Source organism: Aureibaculum flavum (assembly GCF_016406085.1).
In the GTDB taxonomy this organism is placed as follows: Bacteria; Bacteroidota; Bacteroidia; order Flavobacteriales; family Flavobacteriaceae; genus Aureibaculum; species Aureibaculum flavum.
Genome location: NZ_JAEHFJ010000002.1, coordinates 449,339 through 467,202, shown reverse-complemented (window position 1 = coordinate 467,202; position 17,864 = coordinate 449,339). Strand labels below are relative to the sequence as shown.

Annotated in this window: 11 protein-coding genes; 1 reads left to right on the top strand and 10 read right to left on the bottom strand. The window is 32.3% G+C overall.

Going from position 1 to position 17,864, the window contains the following annotated elements; translation table 11 throughout:
- Positions 1-74: 74 nt before the first annotated feature.
- From JBL43_RS05205 to JBL43_RS05195, 3 genes are all read right to left on the bottom strand, one after another.
- The gene (locus tag JBL43_RS05205; protein ID WP_198840405.1) at positions 75-1,799 is read right to left on the bottom strand and encodes a RagB/SusD family nutrient uptake outer membrane protein; all 1,725 of its coding nucleotides are present in this window, start codon (positions 1,797-1,799) and stop codon (positions 75-77) included.
- 17 nt (positions 1,800-1,816) lie between these two features.
- The gene (locus JBL43_RS05200) at positions 1,817-5,068 is read right to left on the bottom strand and encodes a SusC/RagA family TonB-linked outer membrane protein (RefSeq protein WP_198840404.1); all 3,252 of its coding nucleotides are present in this window, start codon (positions 5,066-5,068) and stop codon (positions 1,817-1,819) included.
- 156 nt (positions 5,069-5,224) lie between these two features.
- The gene (locus tag JBL43_RS05195; RefSeq protein WP_198840403.1) at positions 5,225-6,367 is read right to left on the bottom strand and encodes a FecR family protein; all 1,143 of its coding nucleotides are present in this window, start codon (positions 6,365-6,367) and stop codon (positions 5,225-5,227) included.
- Positions 6,368-6,530: 163 nt separating this feature from the next.
- On the opposite strand from JBL43_RS05195, the gene JBL43_RS05190 reads away from it, so the two are divergent.
- Entirely contained in the window at positions 6,531-7,133 is a 603-nt protein-coding gene (locus JBL43_RS05190) for an RNA polymerase sigma factor (RefSeq protein WP_198840402.1), read from the top strand.
- Positions 7,134-7,960: 827 nt separating this feature from the next.
- On the opposite strand, the gene galE is transcribed toward JBL43_RS05190, so the two are convergent.
- The 7 genes from galE to JBL43_RS05155 form a co-directional block, all read right to left on the bottom strand.
- Complete coding sequence (galE, locus tag JBL43_RS05185; RefSeq protein ID WP_198840401.1) at positions 7,961-8,989, bottom strand: UDP-glucose 4-epimerase GalE; 1,029 nt, start codon at positions 8,987-8,989, stop codon at positions 7,961-7,963.
- 22 nt (positions 8,990-9,011) lie between these two features.
- On the bottom strand, positions 9,012-10,664 hold the full coding sequence (locus JBL43_RS05180) for a sodium/sugar symporter (protein WP_198840400.1): 1,653 nt from the start codon (positions 10,662-10,664) through the stop codon (positions 9,012-9,014).
- A 14-nt stretch (positions 10,665-10,678) separates the two neighbouring features.
- Positions 10,679-11,818: a galactokinase gene (gene galK / locus JBL43_RS05175; RefSeq protein ID WP_198840399.1), complete on the bottom strand. Its 1,140-nt coding sequence runs from the start codon at positions 11,816-11,818 to the stop codon at positions 10,679-10,681.
- A gap of 2 nt (positions 11,819-11,820) precedes the next feature.
- Positions 11,821-12,837 (bottom strand): UDP-glucose--hexose-1-phosphate uridylyltransferase, encoded by a 1,017-nt coding sequence (locus tag JBL43_RS05170; protein WP_198840398.1) that lies wholly within the window; start codon positions 12,835-12,837, stop codon positions 11,821-11,823.
- Positions 12,838-12,881: 44 nt separating this feature from the next.
- Positions 12,882-14,348, bottom strand: coding sequence for an arylsulfatase (locus tag JBL43_RS05165; RefSeq protein WP_233098694.1), 1,467 nt, complete (start codon positions 14,346-14,348; stop codon positions 12,882-12,884).
- Between the two features lie 24 nt (positions 14,349-14,372).
- A complete protein-coding gene (locus tag JBL43_RS05160; protein ID WP_198840396.1) occupies positions 14,373-15,938 on the bottom strand; it encodes a sulfatase family protein in 1,566 nt (521 codons plus the stop codon).
- A gap of 134 nt (positions 15,939-16,072) precedes the next feature.
- The gene (locus JBL43_RS05155) at positions 16,073-17,860 is read right to left on the bottom strand and encodes a RagB/SusD family nutrient uptake outer membrane protein (RefSeq protein ID WP_198840395.1); all 1,788 of its coding nucleotides are present in this window, start codon (positions 17,858-17,860) and stop codon (positions 16,073-16,075) included.
- Positions 17,861-17,864: the final 4 nt, after the last annotated feature.

Genomic DNA, 17,864 nt, shown 5'->3' with positions numbered 1-17,864 from the left:
ATTAAAATATTTTTAACCTTACTTATAATGCTAATTGTAAATACTATCTATAACTTCAAAATACATTTAACAAATTACATATAATCTGGATTTTGAGTTAAATTTGGATTATACAGTATGTCATCTTGTGGAATGGGATACAGATTGTACTTATCATCAACATCTTTACCTTCATGATCTGTATTATTAGATGTCTCCTGACCTTTCCAATCCCAATTATATCCCTTTGTAAATTTATTGAAACGAATAAGATCCGTACGTCTTACACATTCAGTCCATAATTCCCGGGCTCGTTCGTCAAGAATAAAATCGAGGTTTAATTCATTATCAGAAATAGCTCCATTAGCAATATTTTTACTTGAAAAATAATTACCTGAATTATAAGCACGGTTCCGTACTTCATTTACATAATTTAATGCTTCTGTCCTAGAGCCTCCTCCCCCACGCAGAATAGCTTCTGCCGCCATAAGATAAGCATCGGCCTTTCTAAACATTGGATATGCTACACTTACGTACGATTCTCTTTGCTCTTCCCCACTCATTCTATCTTTAGTTACATTTCTCCATTTTGTAAAGGTATACCCAAGAGTAATATTTTTTTCAAAAGACTTGCCTTCTCTCCAAGTTTCCTTCAGATGTGGTTGAACTGGTGATTTACTTTGATCACCGGTAAGTGGTCCTCCATAAAACAAAGCTCGTTTATCTTTTTTATTATCACACCATGGGTCGGAAGGATCAAAAGGTTGATCGTCAAGATCAAATTTATTAACTAAGTTGGTTTTTAAACGTCCATTTATATTCCACGGACTGTCATTTGTAATACCCAACTCCAATCCTTGATTTATCATAAATTTATGACTCGAATATTTAATTAAAAAATTTGTTCCTCCACTACTCTGACTATTATCAGCATCATGCGGTTGTGCCCAAATAATTTCTGGACTACCATCATTATCTTTCAAAAAGTTTTCAATATAATTAGGAGCTAACGAAAAATTTGAATTATCAATAACTTTTTTAGAGTATATATATGCCTGCTCATTGTAATCTTTTTTCGTATAAATCTCCCCATTTAAATATAATCGACTTAAGGCAAACCAAGCAGCCACTTGATTAACTCGACCAAATACTTTTTTATCTGCTGGCATTAACTGATCTTCAATATCCAGTAATTCACTTTCGACATAATTAAATATTTCAGTTCTAGTTTTCTGTACCGGATATGTTCCATTGGGAGACGAATCATCTACCCAACCTACTGAACCATATAGATCACAAAGAAGGTAATAACAATAAGCTCTCAAAAATCGTGCTTCTGCACGCCATTGACCAACATCATTTTTAGCCTCGTTATAAACACCATACTCCTCCATAACGTCTTTTTCTGTTTTTCTAATAAACTCATTACAAAGTGCAACAGAAATCCAAAGTCGATAATACATATTACCAACAATCTCCGTGGCTGGGTTCCAATTCATTGTAATCATAGTCCAAGTTCCATTTCCACTTGATGAGTGAAATAAAACTTCATCAGTTGGACATTCTTGCAAATAATACAGGGCACGGTTAAATGTACTTCTTCCTCCATTTTTAGAAATATCGACGTCACCATCTCCTTGGCCTTGAAGCACAAATGATGCGTAACATTTTGCTAATACACCTAAATAACCATCATAAGTTGAATAAACTTCATCCTCTAATAATGAAGTTGATGATATTGGTTGTAAATCTAATTTTTCGCAAGAAGAAAATAGAAAGAGAGCTATAAGTGAAATCTTTATGTATATATTATTTTTCATTGTTTTTGTGCTTTTAATTAAAATTTTAGATTTGCCGTGAACATAAACATTCTAGGTCGAGGGTAACTTGAACCATCAATACCACTGTAAACTTCTGGATCTATACCAGGGTATTTAGTAAGCATTAAAACATTCTGCACACCACAAGATAATCTTAAAGAACCAGCGTCTTTTATTAGTTCTGACATCGTGTATCCTACCGTAATATTATCTAACTTAAAGTAATCTCCTTTATGTAACCAATAATCAGAAAAACGATGTTCTTGAGACCATTCTGGTGTATTATCAAGAGAGTTTTTAGGATTCAATCCATAACTGTCATATAGCGACTCGTTTGATCCACGAGAAGCTGTTTCCCAAAACACATATTGTCCAAAGGCAAAATGACAATTTAATCCAAAATCCCAATCCTTATATCTAGCAGATGTCGATAAACCACCATAATAAGGTACTAAAGAACTTTTTCCTGTATCAAACTTGTTAGAATCATTCGCATCATCATATACAAACTCTTCAGAGCCACTAACACTAGCGTCATAATTAGGATTATAAAATACACCGTCTAAAGGTTTTCCCGTTTCATCATCATAAACCTGTTTTGCTAAAAAGTAAGTATAAGGTGTGTTACCTACTTTATGAATTTGTGAGTATCGACTAGAACCTATACTTCCTGTTTTTATATATGTATCTTCAGGAGCACCGTCATAAACCGTTAATTTTTTTATTTTCGAATTATTATATGCGAAATTTGCATTCACAGACCATTCTAAGTCATCTGTTCTTAGAAGAATTGCACCCAATGAAAATTCAACACCATTACTTTCCATCTCACCAATATTCTGATCTAAGGTGTCCGAAAAATTACTACCTGCCGAAACTCTCACATCTTCCATTAATAAATTATCCGTAAAACGCTTATAAATATCTAAACTACCATATATACGATTATTGCTAATACCCCAATCTAGTCCATAGTTATAGGTAGATGTCACTTCCCATTGAATATTGCGATCAAAGGCATTTGGACGATAGGTTGTATAAAAAACATCTCCAAATCTATATCGTGAATCATCCGTAGACGAGCGGTATGATGCCTGATATGCATAGTTGTTATTAATATCTTGCTGTCCTGTTTGACCATAACTTAATCGAAGTTTTAAACTAGATAAGTTATCTATATTTTCTAAAAACTTTTCTTCATTAAGTTTCCAGGCAAATGCACCTGATGGAAAATATCCCCATCGCGTTTCTGGAGCAAATCTTGACGAGGCATCTGCACGCATTGTGAAAGTAAATAAATACCTATCGTTTAAGTTATAATTGGCACGTCCAAAGTAGGACATTAAAGCTCGTTCTGAAGCCCCAGAAGAACCTATTTCATAAACTTCATCGTTATCATTCATTAATACAGGTGAATTTTCATATCTACTATAATACTTCTCATAAGTGTGCCCAAATGTTACATCAAGAGCATGTATATCAGCAAAAGTATGTTTATAGTTGGCATAGTACTCTTGAATAGAAATCTTAGAATATGAATCATTTGAAGAATATATACCTATCCCTGTTCCTCCATAACCTCCCCATGTACTAGGAGAATTATCTAATACATTTCTAGAACTAGAATAATCATTTGCAGTGATACCTAAATTTGCAGTTAATGTTAAATCTTCAAACCCATGAATATTATAACTTAGTTTAAAATTTGTTGCCGTGCGGTAATTTTTAGATTCTCCACGTGCCAAGTTTATTGATGCTACCGGGTTTGAAGTATCTGTTGGTAATGTACCCATTTCATCTGCCCCAAACATATAATACCCAAGACCCATATTATTTGGATAAGTTGCATAAACAGGAGCTGTTGGATCCATAAATGCAGCAGATTCTACTGGGCTTGAACTTTCTGGTACATTTCTATAAGTTTCTTTAAAAGTAATATTTGCTTTAAGATGATCATTTAAGAAACTTGGAGAAAGGTTAATAGCAACAGTAGCTAAATCTTTCTTAGAATTCTTAATTGTTCCCTTATCACTTTGATAACCTAAAGAAACACGATAAGGTACATACGGCAGTGCTCCAGTAGCCGAAAAAGTATGCTTTTGTGTAAAACCTAATCTGTAAATTTCCTTTTGCCAGTCAGTATCACTATCCCCTAGCACTGAACCCAAATCTGGATATCTTTTTAAAAACTCAGTTCTAAATTCATCTGCATTATAAACATCTAAAGTTTTAATATTTTTATTAATTGAAAAATCACCACGATAATTAAAAGAAGGAGAAACAGATTTTCCGTCGAATGAAGCTTTACCCCTTTTTGTGGTAACTATTATTACACCGTTAGCTCCACGTGAACCATAAATTGCAGTTGAAGAGGCATCTTTTAGAACCGTAATATTCTCTATATCATCACTATTTAGTTGATTAAAACTTTCACCTGCTATTCCATCAACAACAATTAATGGTGAATTAGAAGCATTTAGGGATGCTCCTTGCCTTATTCGAATGGTACCATCTGAACTCGGACTTCCTGACGGCATCGTAATTTGTAAACCTGCTACCTTTCCTAATAACAAATCTGTAGTTTTTGTTGCACTACCTCTATTATTTTCTTCAGGTTTTATGGAGACAACAGCACCTGTCGCATCTTTTTTACGAACTTGACCATAACCAATAATAACTACTTCATCAAGTTTACTAGCATCTTCATCAAGTATAATGGTTATATTTTTCTCATCACTAACTATAATCTCTTTCGTTATAAACCCAATGTAAGAAGCAATTAATGTAACATTCGCGTTTGAAACCTTTATAGAAAAATTACCATCAAAATCTGAAACGACTCCATTTGTAGTACCCTTTTCAATTATGTTCGCTCCTATTAATGGCACTCCGTTTATATCTTTAATATTCCCAGTTATCTGAATTTCTTGAACTATTACAGAAGCATTCGTGTTTTTACTTTTTTTAGCAGTTTTTATAATAATATTATTGTTTTCTGATAATTCAAAACTCAAATCATTACTTATTAAACTCAATCGAAGCAAATCTTCAACTTTTATAATTCCTTTTTTCAGTTGTAACTTAGGCTTGTTTTCAAAAAGTTTTTTGGGATAGATAAAACGATAGTCTGTTTGTTTTTTAATAATTTCAAATACTTTATCAATTGTAACCATTTGGTCTTCATTAATAGTTACTTTTTGTTGTGAAAAAGCAATATCTGAAGTGAGTCCGAAAACTGATGTACATAATAAAAAAATAAAAGTTCTCATAATCATTGTTAAATACCGCTTTCCACGTAGGAAACGAATATTGATAATTTTAATTTTCATAAATTTGCATGGTGTTAGTTAAACATTTAATTAATACATAGTGGAGGGGCGGAGTTTGATACCGTCAAATTTCAAAACTTCGTTCCCTTTTTTTATTTATTTCAAGATTATTGTTTTTTCAATAATTTTATATTCTTTAATTATTCCAAAATTCTTAATACTAGATAATATATCTTCAATATTTTGGTCTTTACTTAAACTTCCCACGAATTCCTCATCGCTAATTTGTTCATTTTCAAAAACTACATCTATATCATACCATCTTGATAAAACTTTCATTATTTCTCGTAATGATTTACCATTAAAATTAAATAGGCCTTCCTTCCATGATATTTCATTACTAACATCTACTTTTTTTATCAATGATTTTTTTGTTTCCACATCATAATTTAACTGTTGGTTCGGAATAAGAATTTGCTGACTATTACTAAAATTTACAGATACCTTACCTTCAACTAAGGTTGTATAAATATTAGATTCATCTTCATATGCTTTAACATTAAACTCTGTTCCCATAACCACTATTTCTTGAGATTCATTAATTACTACAAATTTTGAATCTCCATTAATAGTACTAGGAGAAACATCAAAAAAGGCTTCACCATAAACTAATTCAACTTTTCGAGTTTCTCCTTTATTAAAACTTACAGGATACTTTAATTTTGAATCTGAATTTAACCATATTTTAGTTCCATCCGAAAGTTTAATAAAAAAATATCCCCCCCGCGGTATGGTCAAATAATTATATGCAACTTCTCCAACATTTTTCTGTTTTGCTTCATAAATAAGTTCCTCACCATTACTCTCCGCATTTTGTGTATGTAAAGTATCTCCTTTCTCTAATGTGAGTTGTGAGCCATTATCTAAAGTTAATATCGCCTTATTTATACCAGGGTTAATTTCATTATTTACAATGATAGGTTCTTTATTCGCTGTTCTATTATGAAATACCTGGTCCTTAAATAAGTAAATAGAAAAAATCAATCCAATGATCATAGCAGCCGTTGCATATCTATAACCTATTTTATTTCTTATTCTATAAGCTAATGATTTTTCCTTTTTTATTACAAAAAGTAGTTCTGCAAGTGTTTTTTTATGGTCTGGATCATTCATATTATAAGTTATGGCATAATGCATTTGTACAAACTCACTAAATAATTTCTTATTCTCAGGTAGCTTAATCCATTCAAAAAGTAAATCCAATTCATGAGCCGTAGCTGACTGATTTAAGTATTTCACTATTATTTTTTCAATTTGCACAGACATCTTTATTTTGATTTCTTTATTACCTATTACAATACAAAAGTCAATAACCCTTCCTTTTTGTAAAAAAATATTTCACTTTTAATTATTAAATTAAGATATTTATGCTCTAAAAAATATGAATTTGTAAATTTTATCTATGCTATTTTCATTTAAAGATGATTCTAAATTGATTGAGCAACTTATGATTGGCAACGAAAATGCTTATACATACTTGGTCACTAATTATCACAAACCCTTATATATTTATGCTTTAAGTCTTACCAATGATAATGCTAGTGCTCAAGACATAATTCAAAACGTATTCTTAAGAACATGGAAATTCAGAAAACGCTTAAATCCTGATTTTTCTATAAAAAACTTTCTTTACAAAACAACTTATAATGAATTTATAAATGATTATCATAAGACAAAAGCCATCTCCCTTTTAGAACGCACTTATATTGAAGCTTTAAATGAAAGTATTGATGAAAACAATTCTGAACTAATAAAAAAGAAGATAGACTTTGTTAATGATGGCATCTCCAATTTACCACCTAAATGTAAAAAAACATTTTTGTTAAGTAAAAAAGAAGGGCTTACTAATATTGAAATATCTGAATATCTTGATATTTCAATTAAAACTGTTGAAGGTCATATCTCTAAGGCATATTCAATACTTCGGAAAAAATGTGGGGGTAAATTAAGCAATATTCTCATTATCCTATTTAACAATAAGCAATTGAAATCTAAATATTATTAATTCTAACATATTAAATAAATTGATTTTTTGAATAATTGTATTATTACTTCAATTCAATTATAATGTTAAGTTAAAAAATGTCTTAAAAAGTATGGTTAAATAGACTAGAGATGACAAGCAAGTTTCTAAAAAGAGCTATAATTTTAATTAATCTCTCTTAACCCATTTCAAAAATCTCACCATAAGCAATATCAATTCCTTAACAATCAAAAACGGCATCAAAAACAACCGTTCATATTGCTTCATCTTATTGTCAAAATGAGTGTTATATCGCTTTTCATTTCTCATCCTTTAATTTACAAAAAAGGTTGCGGAAAAAGTAAAATTTACACCCTCAATTCTTCATGAAATTCGGTTGCATTTATACCAAAAACCAATGGCAACATTATCCTTATTTTGTTGCATTAGTGCTATTCCGTATATTATTTTTTAACAAGAATAAATGCTAAGTTTTTATCTTTTCAAAAGTTTGATTTGTTTTTTTATTAAATTGAATATTTAATCTTCTATTGCAACAATTGGAATAAATTTAAATTATAGAAAATTGAAAAGATGTATTGAGAAATACACAAAATATATTGAGAAGCACATTCAATTATGTATAATTAATAACTTTGTTTTAGAATATCGTTTTTGATATAATTAAAAAAATTATTTGAGTTAGTTTTTTATTTAAAAGTCGCCTACAATTATTTTTGGGCGACTTTTTTAGCATTCAACTTCAATTTAATTTTTGATGAAAGTACTTGCGGTTTTTAAGCGGAAAGTATATTCATTTACTAAGAATTAGTGTCATTAAAGAAAGTAGGGGGTAAGTCCATATTTTCTTAATTATTCTTTCTTAAATTTTGCTCCCATTCCCATGAAGAAAGTGTCATGTCATCCAATGATAATGTTGCTTTCCATTGAAGCTCTTTATTTGCTTTTAATGGGTTTGAATATAATTGCGGAACATCACCTTCTCTTCGTTGATCGAAAGAATAATTAAGTTTTAATCCAGTTGTTTTTTCAAAAGATTGTATAACGTCTAAAACGGAATACCCAATACCTGTTCCCAAATTATAGACCTCAAAGTTCGATTTTGAACGTTTATGCAATAGTCGATCAAGGGCCAAAACATGAGCTTTGGCTAAATCTACAACATGCAAGTAATCTCTAACTGCAGTTCCATCGGGTGTATCATAATCATTACCGAACACTTTCAGCTCATCTCTTACACCAGCTGCCGTTTGGGTAATAAAGGGCATTAAATTGTTCGGGATTCCACTGGGTGCTTCTCCTATTTTTAAAGAATTATGAGCTCCTATTGGATTAAAATACCTTAAAGAAATAGCATTGAGTGATTCAGAAACTTTTGATAAATCTTCTATAATTTCTTCCGCAACTTTTTTAGTATTCCCATATGGAGATGTTGGTCTTTTAGTTTGGGCATTTTCTGTAATAGGTAGCGTTTCTGGTAAGCCATATACGGTTGCTGATGAAGAAAATATTAAATTGGAAATTCCATGGGTTTCCATATTTTCTAAGACATTCAGCAAAATGTTTATATTATTTTGATAATATAGTATGGGTTTTTGTACACTTTCACCTACTGCTTTTAATGCAGCAAAATTAATAACTCCACTTACATCTTTATGACGTTCAAAAAACGATTTAGTCTTTTCATTGTCAGTAAGGTCAATTTGTTCAAATTCTGGTTTGGTACCCGTAATTTCTTTGATTCTATCTAGTACTGAAATATCAGAATTACTCAAATTGTCAACAATGACTACATTAAATCCTTTTGTAATAAACTCTACAGTAGTATGTGAACCAATATAACCTGTACCACCCGTAATAATAATTTTTTGTTTCATCTTAATTTATGTATAAATAGTACTAATTCCAAAAAACAGAATACAATAGTACAAGGATTATCATTACAGCAAATGCCCCAATATTAAATAATGGACTGGTTTTAAACAAGCCTTTTTTAATATCAATTCCTTTCTCATCATCTTTACCTTTATGTTGTATTAAACTGGCTATAATTATTACGACCATCGTCAGCAAAACAGTATATCCCATTTGATGCATAAATGGAACATCAACAAATACAGAACTATTTGACCATCCATTCGGAGCAACTTTAAAATACATTGCAATTGGTATGGAAGCTAACGCACCAATAATCGCTGCTTTATTTGTAGTTTTTTTCCAAAATAAACCTAGCATAAAGACAGCTAAAATACCAGGACTAACAATACCTGTATATTCTTGAATGAATTGAAAGGCTTGATCTAGATTACCTAATTGAGGAGCCAATAATGCCGCAATTATTAAGGCTACACCAGCAGAAATTCTTCCCATACCTACAGTGCTTTTATCACTTGCATTTTTGTTAATATATTGTTTGTATATATCCATGGTAAATATTGTAGAAGTTGAATTTAACATTGATGCCAAAGAGGAAACAATTGCGGCGGCTAACGCTGCAAATGCCACACCTTTAAGTCCTGTTGGTAAAAATTGTAATAACCAAGGGTATGCTTTGTCAGCTTGTTCTAATGACGGTAAATTTTTAAGACCGGCATCACCAAGGTTTGCCATAATTTCTGGATCATTTATCATTACATAAGCGGTAATACCTGGAATTACAACAATTAATGGAATTAATAATTTTAAAAATGCGGCTAATAAAATTCCTTTTTGTGCTTCTTTTAAAGATTTAGCAGCTAATGTTCTCTGAATAATATATTGATTAAAACCCCAATAATAAAGATTTGCAACCCACATACCACCAACTAATACGGCGATACCTGGCAAATTTTTATATTCAGGATTTGACTCATCTAAAATCATAGCAAACCGTTCTGGCACCTCTTCGTAAACTCTTGAAAGCCCCGCCACAAATCCGTTTCCTCCTGAAACTGTATCTAAGGCTAAATAAGTTGTAACCAAACCTCCCAATATTAAGAATACTACCTGAATAACATCTGTCCATGCTACCGCTGATAAACCACCATAAAGTGAATATGCAGCCGCAAAGAGTGCAAGACCTAATACTCCATAAATCATAGGAACACCCATTATGGTTTCCAACGCTAAAGCTCCTAAATATAATACTGTTGTTAGGTTAATAAATACATATAATGCTATCCAAAATACGGCTAAAATGGTTTTAAGATTCGTAGAATAACGTTTTTCAACAAATTCGGGAATAGTATATAACCCCTTTTCTATAAAAATGGGTAAGAAATATTTACCAACGATTAATAAAGTTAATGCTGCCATCCATTCATAGGAGGCAATGGCTAATCCAGAAGCAAAACCTGAGCCCGACATCCCTATAAATTGCTCAGCAGAAATATTCGCTGCAATCAAGGAAGCACCAATTGCCCACCATGGCAAAGATTTACTTGCTAAAAAATAATCTTCAGCATTTTTTTGATGTCCTTTTTTGTCACGGGATACCCAAAGTCCAACACCTAAAATAAGTAATGCATAAGCTATAAAAATAAAATAATCCCAAAATCCGAAATTTGCTGTCATAATTAATATTTTTTTTATGTGTTTTTAATACTAGTCCCTTCATTCGGCATCGCTTCAAATGCAGTAAGTTTAATTTTGTATTTATCAAAATAGGCTTTCGAGGCTTCTTTTATGAATGGTTCAACAGCATCTTGATGAATAATATTAATGGTGCATCCACCAAAACCACCACCCATCATTCTTGCCCCAATTACTTCATCATAGTTTTTAGAAAAATCAACCAGAAAATCTAATTCAGGGCAACTCACTTCATATAAATTCTGTAAGCCTTCATGAGTCTTATACATGTTTTCACCTAGCTTATGTAGAAGTGATTTTTTTAAGGCTGCTACGGAGTTTAAAACACGTTCTTTTTCTTCAACTACATAGGTACATCTTTTGAAAATAACTTCAGAAAGTTCGTCTTTAAATTCATTTAATAGGTCTTTAGAAACATCGCGTAAAGTATCTACTTCTGGATATTTTTGTTTTATTACCGCTACACCTTCTTCACATTGACTTCTTCTAATGTTATATTCTCCCGAAGCCAAATTATGCGAAACATTTGTATTGAGTAATAGAATTTTAAAAGGTTCTATTTTAATAGGGACATATTCATAATCTAAGGATTGACAGTCTAAAAGAATAACATGGTCTTTCTTGCTCATAACAGATGCAAACTGATCCATGATACCACATTTGGTTCCTACGTAATTATGCTCTGCTCGTTGAGACAATTCTACTATGGTCAGCTTTGACAACTTCAAATCAAACAATTCATTCAAACCAAAAGCCAACCCACATTCTAAAGCTGCTGATGAACTGATACCTGAACCAACAGGAATATCACTATCTAAAACACAATCAAATCCTTGTAATTTATCAGTCAGCTGCTGTATTTCATAAATAACACCCAACACATAGTTTTCCCATTGTTTTTCACTTTTTTCAACAGCATCGAGTTCAAAACTAAAGCCAGTATCGAAATTATTACTATGAATAGAACAGGTGTTTAAACTGCCATTTTTTTTAAATTTAAATTGGATTTTTTTATCTATAGCAGTGGGTAATACGAAACCATGATTATAGTCAGTATGTTCACCAATAATGTTTATCCTACCTGGGGAATCTATTATGAGATCCCAGTTACTTGGGTTAAATTCTATTTCTTCCATATTTAAAGTGATTTTAATTGTTCCGCTGCTGATTCAGCAGTAATATCTCGTTGAGCCATGGCAAACATTTCATATCCCACCATAAATTTTTTTACAGTTGCTGAACGTAATAAGGGTGGATAAAAACTCATATGCCAATGCCATTCTTTATAATAGGCCCCGTCTGTTGGTGCTTGATGTATACCCGATGAATAAGGAAAAGAAGTGTCAAAAAGAGCATCATATTTTTGCGTTAGCGTTTTTAATTGCTCTGCAAAATCTCTCTTTTCTTTATCTGTTAATCCTAGTATGTTTGTCATTTGTCGTTTAGGTACAATCATAGCTTCGTAAGGCCAAACGGCCCAAAAGGGAATAAGCGTTACAAAACTTTCATTTTGTGAGATTACTCTAACATCTTCCTTTAATTCTTGCTCGATATAATCTTGTAATAATCCTGTACCGTTCTTTTCTAAATAGTTTTTTTGTGCGGTTGTCTTTTTTTGAACTTCTGTAGGAATGGAATGTTGTGCCCATATTTGCCCATGTGGGTGTGGATTACTACATCCCATGATAGCTCCTTTATTTTCAAATAGTTGCACATAGTTTATATCTTTATCATTTCCCAATTCTGTAAACTCGTTTTTCCAAGTGTCAACTACTGTAACCAAATCATCAATCTCCATATCAGGAATGGTTAGCGAGTGGTTTGGCGAAAAACAGATCACCTTACAAATTCCTTTTTCACCTTCCGCATGAAGTAAGCCTTCATTGTATTCAAAAAGTGGAGTGTCTTCTAAAAGAGCTCCAAAATCATTTTTAAAAACATAGGTGTTTTTATAATCTGGATTCACCTCACCGTTAATTCTTGTGTTGGTAGGACAAAGAAAACATTTTGGGTCGTAGGTAATCTCCTCTTTTTTTGCAGACGTTTCCGTTTTACCCTGCCAAGGTCTTTTTGTTCTGTGTGGTGAAACTAACACCCATTCTCCTGTTAAAATATTAAATCTACGATGCGGATGTGTTTTTAGTTGTGATTGCATAATTATTATAGGTTTCTTGAAAGCTAATATGTTAATATGAATGTTTAATCAGTATTAAAAGGAAATAATTCTGACTCAGTACTTGCTTCTCTCAATATTTCTTGAAATTCAGCAACAATTTCTGGATGCTGATCTGCAACATTGTTGGTTTCAGAAACATCATCAGCTAAATTATAAAGTTCAAAGGCACTAGGGTTTTTGGTGTTCATTTTATACCAAACACCTTTCCAAACACCTTTTCTAATTGCTTTTCTTCCTCCTTTTATATTAAATTCCCAATATAAATACTCGTGTTGTTTTTGATTTTCAACTTCCAATAAAGATGGCAAAAATGAAATCCCATCAATATTATCTGGATTTTTTGCATTTGTTATTTCAGTTATTGTTGGTAATACATCCCAAAATGCTGAAACGTGATTAGAGATACTTCCTTCATTTACTTTATTAGGCCAAACTACTATAAATGGAGCTCTAATTCCGCCTTCATATAAATCTCTTTTATAACCTCGAAATTTACCATTACTGTTAAAAAAGTCAGGATTCGTACCACCTTCTGGAGAAGGGCCATTATCGCTTGCAAACATAATAATGGTATTCTCTGCAAGACCTAATTCATTTACCTTATCTATTATCTGACCTACATAAGCATCGATTCTAGTTATCATAGATGCATAGGTTGCTAAAGGCTTTTCTACTGAAGCATACTCATGTAATACTATATCTGGACCATAATCTGACGTGTATTTATTATCTACAGTATATGGCGTTTCTTTAAACTTACCATCGAATAATTTAAAGATGGAATCGTTAGGAGAGATAATCTCTGCATGTGGCAATACTAAAGAAATGTATGCAAAGAATGGTTTGTCTTTATTGTCTTCTATAAATTTAAGTCTATGTTCCTGAATTTTATCTGGAGCATAAGTAACTTTATTAGTCCAGTCATTACCTTCTAATGAATCAATTTCTTGATTATGATTCAAATATGGTGGATAATACCTATGGGCTAGACGCTGACAGTTATAGCCATAAAATTCATCAAAACCTTGATTATTTGGATCACCTTCATTAAAACCAAGTCCCCATTTTCCAAACGCACCTGTGACATAGCCTTTTTCTTTCAAAATTTCTGCTAGCGTTACACTATTTGCAGGAAGTGGAACTTGACCATCTTTATTCGGCATAAATTGTTTGTTACCTCTAATTGGTGTACGTCCTGTATGTTGACCAGTCATTAACGTAGAACGCGAAGGTGCACACACTGAGGCTCCACTATAATGTTGTGTAAATTGCATTCCATTAGCCGCCATTTTATCTAAATTCGGCGTTTGGATAATTGTCTGTCCGTAAGATCCTAAATCGCCAATCCCCATATCATCAGCTAAAATGTATATGATGTTTGGCTTTTGATTTTCAACTATAGTTTCCTTTTGATTTTCTTTTTTTTCTTGAGCACATGAAATTAATGCTATTAAAAGTAGTGTACTTAATAATATTGCTTTAACTCTCATATGTATCATATTATGATATTGACCTTATCTAAAGATGACTTCTTTGACACCCTTTTCAAAATCTACTCCTCTTAATAATTCAAAAATTTTGGTCATTTCTGCTAGTTTTTCAGGATTAGATATAGCTAAATTATTTTGTTGACCTACATCTTCCTTCAAATTGTAAAGTTGAAACTCTGGCATATTACCAACTTCAATACCTACTTTTTCTCTAAAATTTTTGCCTTTGTAAGGAGGTATCATTAACCAGTCTCCATGTCGTAAAGCGGTTTTTCCTGTGGCTTCAATGATTAAACTTTCTCTTCCTTTTTCTGATTTACCTAATAAAACTTCAAGTAAATCTTTACTGTCAGTAGTTGAATCTTCCGTGCCAACTAAATCTGCCATAGATGCTAATAAATCCATTTGACAAACAATAGCATTTGAAGTTGCTGGTTGAATCTTACCTTTCCAATAGGTGATAAACGGGACTCTTGTTCCCGCTTCAAAGATGCTATATTTTCCACCTCTTAAGCCTCCTTTAGGATCATGTTTCCCTAATTTTTCAACAGCGTCATCATAATATCCGTCATTCAATACGGGCCCATTATCACTTGAAAAAACGACTAGCGTATTTTCTAATATTCCTTCCTCTTCTAAAGTTTTCATAAATTCGCCAATACACCAATCTGCTTCTAAAATAACATCACCTCTTGGTCCCAATCCTGACTTACCTACAAAACGTGGATGTGGTGTACGTGGCACATGAGGTTGTTGCATGGCATAATACAAAAAGAAAGGTTTATCCTTATGATTTTTCACATAATCTTGTGCTTTAGTCAAGAAATGATCCGCCATATCTACATCACTCCATTTCGCAGAATCTCCTCCCTTCATAAAACCAATTCTTGGAATACCATTTACAATACTATTATTATGACCATGATGCCATTTCATAGTTGTCATTTCTGGATTAGAAATTGCTGTAGGTTCTCCTTCAAAATTATTCTTATAATCTACAGAAATAGGATCTTCAGGATCTAAACCAACAACATTTCCATTCTCTATATAAACTGTTGGGACTCTATCTTGGGTGGCGGCCAAAATATAAGACGTATCAAATCCAACCTCATTCGGTCCAGGAGATATATGTTCATTCCAATCTGTAATTCCAGAACCTAACCCTAGATGCCATTTACCAACAATGGCGGTTTGATAACCTTGGCCTCTAAGCATTTTTGGTAAGGTTTGTTGCTCTGTGCTAATTAAAAGTGGTGCAGTACCTGGTAATATTTTAGCATCCTTATTTCGCCATGGATACATTCCTGTTAACAATCCATATCTACTAGGCGTACATGTTGCTGATGTTGCATATCCATTTGTGAATCTTATACCTCCAGAAGCTAATGCATCGATATTTGGTGTTTGCAACTCAGTTGCTCCATAGGAGCTAATATCTCCATAACCTAAATCATCAAGATAGATGACAATAATGTTCGGTTTCTTTGATGTAGTATCCACATCATTTGCCTTTTCTGCGAGTTTGTCTTTACAGCTTATAGCAAGTATTAAAAAAGTGGCTAAAAAAAATGATTGTTTTAGGTTTTTCATATTTTGAATTTGATAAGCTAAAATAAAATTTTCAATACTAATTTTATCTCCTGATTTATCTCAAATCTAAGATAATACCCCATCTCATTTGGAGATGGGATATATATTTAATAGAAATTAATTACCTATTACGGTTATAGGTTTGTGTTATTGTCCGTCTCGCTTAGTGGTAACGGTTTATAATCTCGCGATTCATTGTAATTTTGTGCAGCATCTTTAAACTCATTTTCCCCATCAGAATAAAGTTCTTTTCCAGTAACTGATCTTGTCAACAAACTATTCTTTCTTGTTGCAGTAGCTCCACCATCATTTTTAACATACTCGTAATCAGATAAATAATATTTCATTCCATTTAATTCTGAAAATCTAGCTTGGGCATTACCCCATCTTCTTAAATCTATATTCCTAGAAGAAACACCTTGAACATTTAATTCTAATGGTCGTTCAACATGTCTTAAATGCTTTCTTAAAGTATTTTCATCAGTATATGGTAAATTTGTAACAGGTTCATTCATAACATACGTTTTACTTGCATCTACAACTGGCCCTAACAATGCCAATGCCCAACGTTCACGAATGGTATTTATGTCGCTTAGTGCGTCAGTTATATTACCCGTTTCTAAATAGGCTTCGGCTCTCATTAAATAAACATCTGCTAAGCGATTGATAATTACATTTTTACCAGATTTCCATGTGGAATTACCAACATTTTTTTCATGATCTGTAATGTCATGATTTGTATACTGTTTAAAAGCTGAAATTTTATTGTTGTTGAAAGTTTCTCTAATTGCAGCTGTAGGCTTATCATAATACTCAGTATGTTCATCATTTACCAGTGCAATCATAGAGGAGGCTCTTAAGGATATATTATCCGTGATCCTATCGCGTCCATTATACCCTAAAACAGTATTTCTTGCATCCAAAGGATCTAAAAATTCTGTGGAATACGCGTCAGTTAACCAAGCAGCTGCAACATAATGTTCTGGAGCTCCTCCACCTCTTCCATTTGGAGCAGAATACCTCGCGTTTCTAGTATTAAAACTTTCTTCGTAAAACTGAGACTCTTCCGGCTTTAATGCAACCGAGTAATTAATCTCGAAAATTGATTCTGAACTAAATTCTCCAGCTTGAGTATACATTAGTTTTACATCATCTCCTGTTAAAAGGGCATAACCATAATCAGAATTATTAATAATATCGTCAAAATAAACAATAGCTTGATCATATTCTTTCTCATACAAATGGCTTGTCCCTAAAATAGTGGCAGCAACACCTTTGTCTACGCGAGACTTCTCATCAAAAGCAGCAGGGAGATTATCGTAAGCATATACTAAATCCTCTCTGAAAAATTTAATTACATCTTCTGAACTTGATGTAGATTTAGAAATTTCGTTTATTTCTCCTGGAACTTTATCACGTATTATGATTTCACCATTATTATATATGGCGTGTAAATAAAAATGACACATGCCTCTTAAAAGTCTTGCTTGTCCCATTTGTTCTGTCCAACGGTCATTACTTTTCAAAGTAGCATCCATACTTTCAAGTCCAGTAATTAGCTGATTTGATCTAAAAATTACTTGATACAATGCATCCCATTGTCTATTAAAATCAAAACTGCCTGAGTTATAAGTATGAGCGTAATAAGGTGTAACTCTTGCATTTGGTCTTGGGTTATTTAACCTAAGCAAAGAGTGAATTGCCAAATCAGAACGTAAAGATTCTGACCAAGCGTTAACGATATATGTATCTAACATACCTCCATAGACACCGGTTAAACTCGCATCAGACTGTTCAAGATCTGCATAGTAGATATCAGTAGAAACTTCATTTGGATTAACTTGATCCAAGTAATCACTACATGATTGTAAAAAACTGGTCATTACAATCAAAACAATTAATTTATTTTTAAAATTTTTCATTTTG

Bases quoted from the DNA above. Each gene is read 5' to 3' on its own strand.
- galK (WP_198840399.1), bottom strand. From the start codon at position 11,818: ATGGAAGAAATAGAATTTAACCCAAGTAACTGGGATCTCATAATAGAT.
- JBL43_RS05205 (WP_198840405.1), bottom strand. From the start codon at position 1,799: ATGAAAAATAATATATACATAAAGATTTCACTTATAGCTCTCTTTCTA.
- JBL43_RS05160 (WP_198840396.1), bottom strand. From the start codon at position 15,938: ATGAAAAACCTAAAACAATCATTTTTTTTAGCCACTTTTTTAATACTT.
- JBL43_RS05200 (WP_198840404.1), bottom strand. From the start codon at position 5,068: ATGAGAACTTTTATTTTTTTATTATGTACATCAGTTTTCGGACTCACT.
- galE (WP_198840401.1), bottom strand. From the start codon at position 8,989: ATGAAACAAAAAATTATTATTACGGGTGGTACAGGTTATATTGGTTCA.
- JBL43_RS05155 (WP_198840395.1), bottom strand. From the start codon at position 17,860: ATGAAAAATTTTAAAAATAAATTAATTGTTTTGATTGTAATGACCAGT.
- JBL43_RS05180 (WP_198840400.1), bottom strand. From the start codon at position 10,664: ATGACAGCAAATTTCGGATTTTGGGATTATTTTATTTTTATAGCTTAT.
- JBL43_RS05190 (WP_198840402.1), top strand. From the start codon at position 6,531: ATGCTATTTTCATTTAAAGATGATTCTAAATTGATTGAGCAACTTATG.
- JBL43_RS05165 (WP_233098694.1), bottom strand. From the start codon at position 14,348: ATGAGAGTTAAAGCAATATTATTAAGTACACTACTTTTAATAGCATTA.
- JBL43_RS05170 (WP_198840398.1), bottom strand. From the start codon at position 12,837: ATGCAATCACAACTAAAAACACATCCGCATCGTAGATTTAATATTTTA.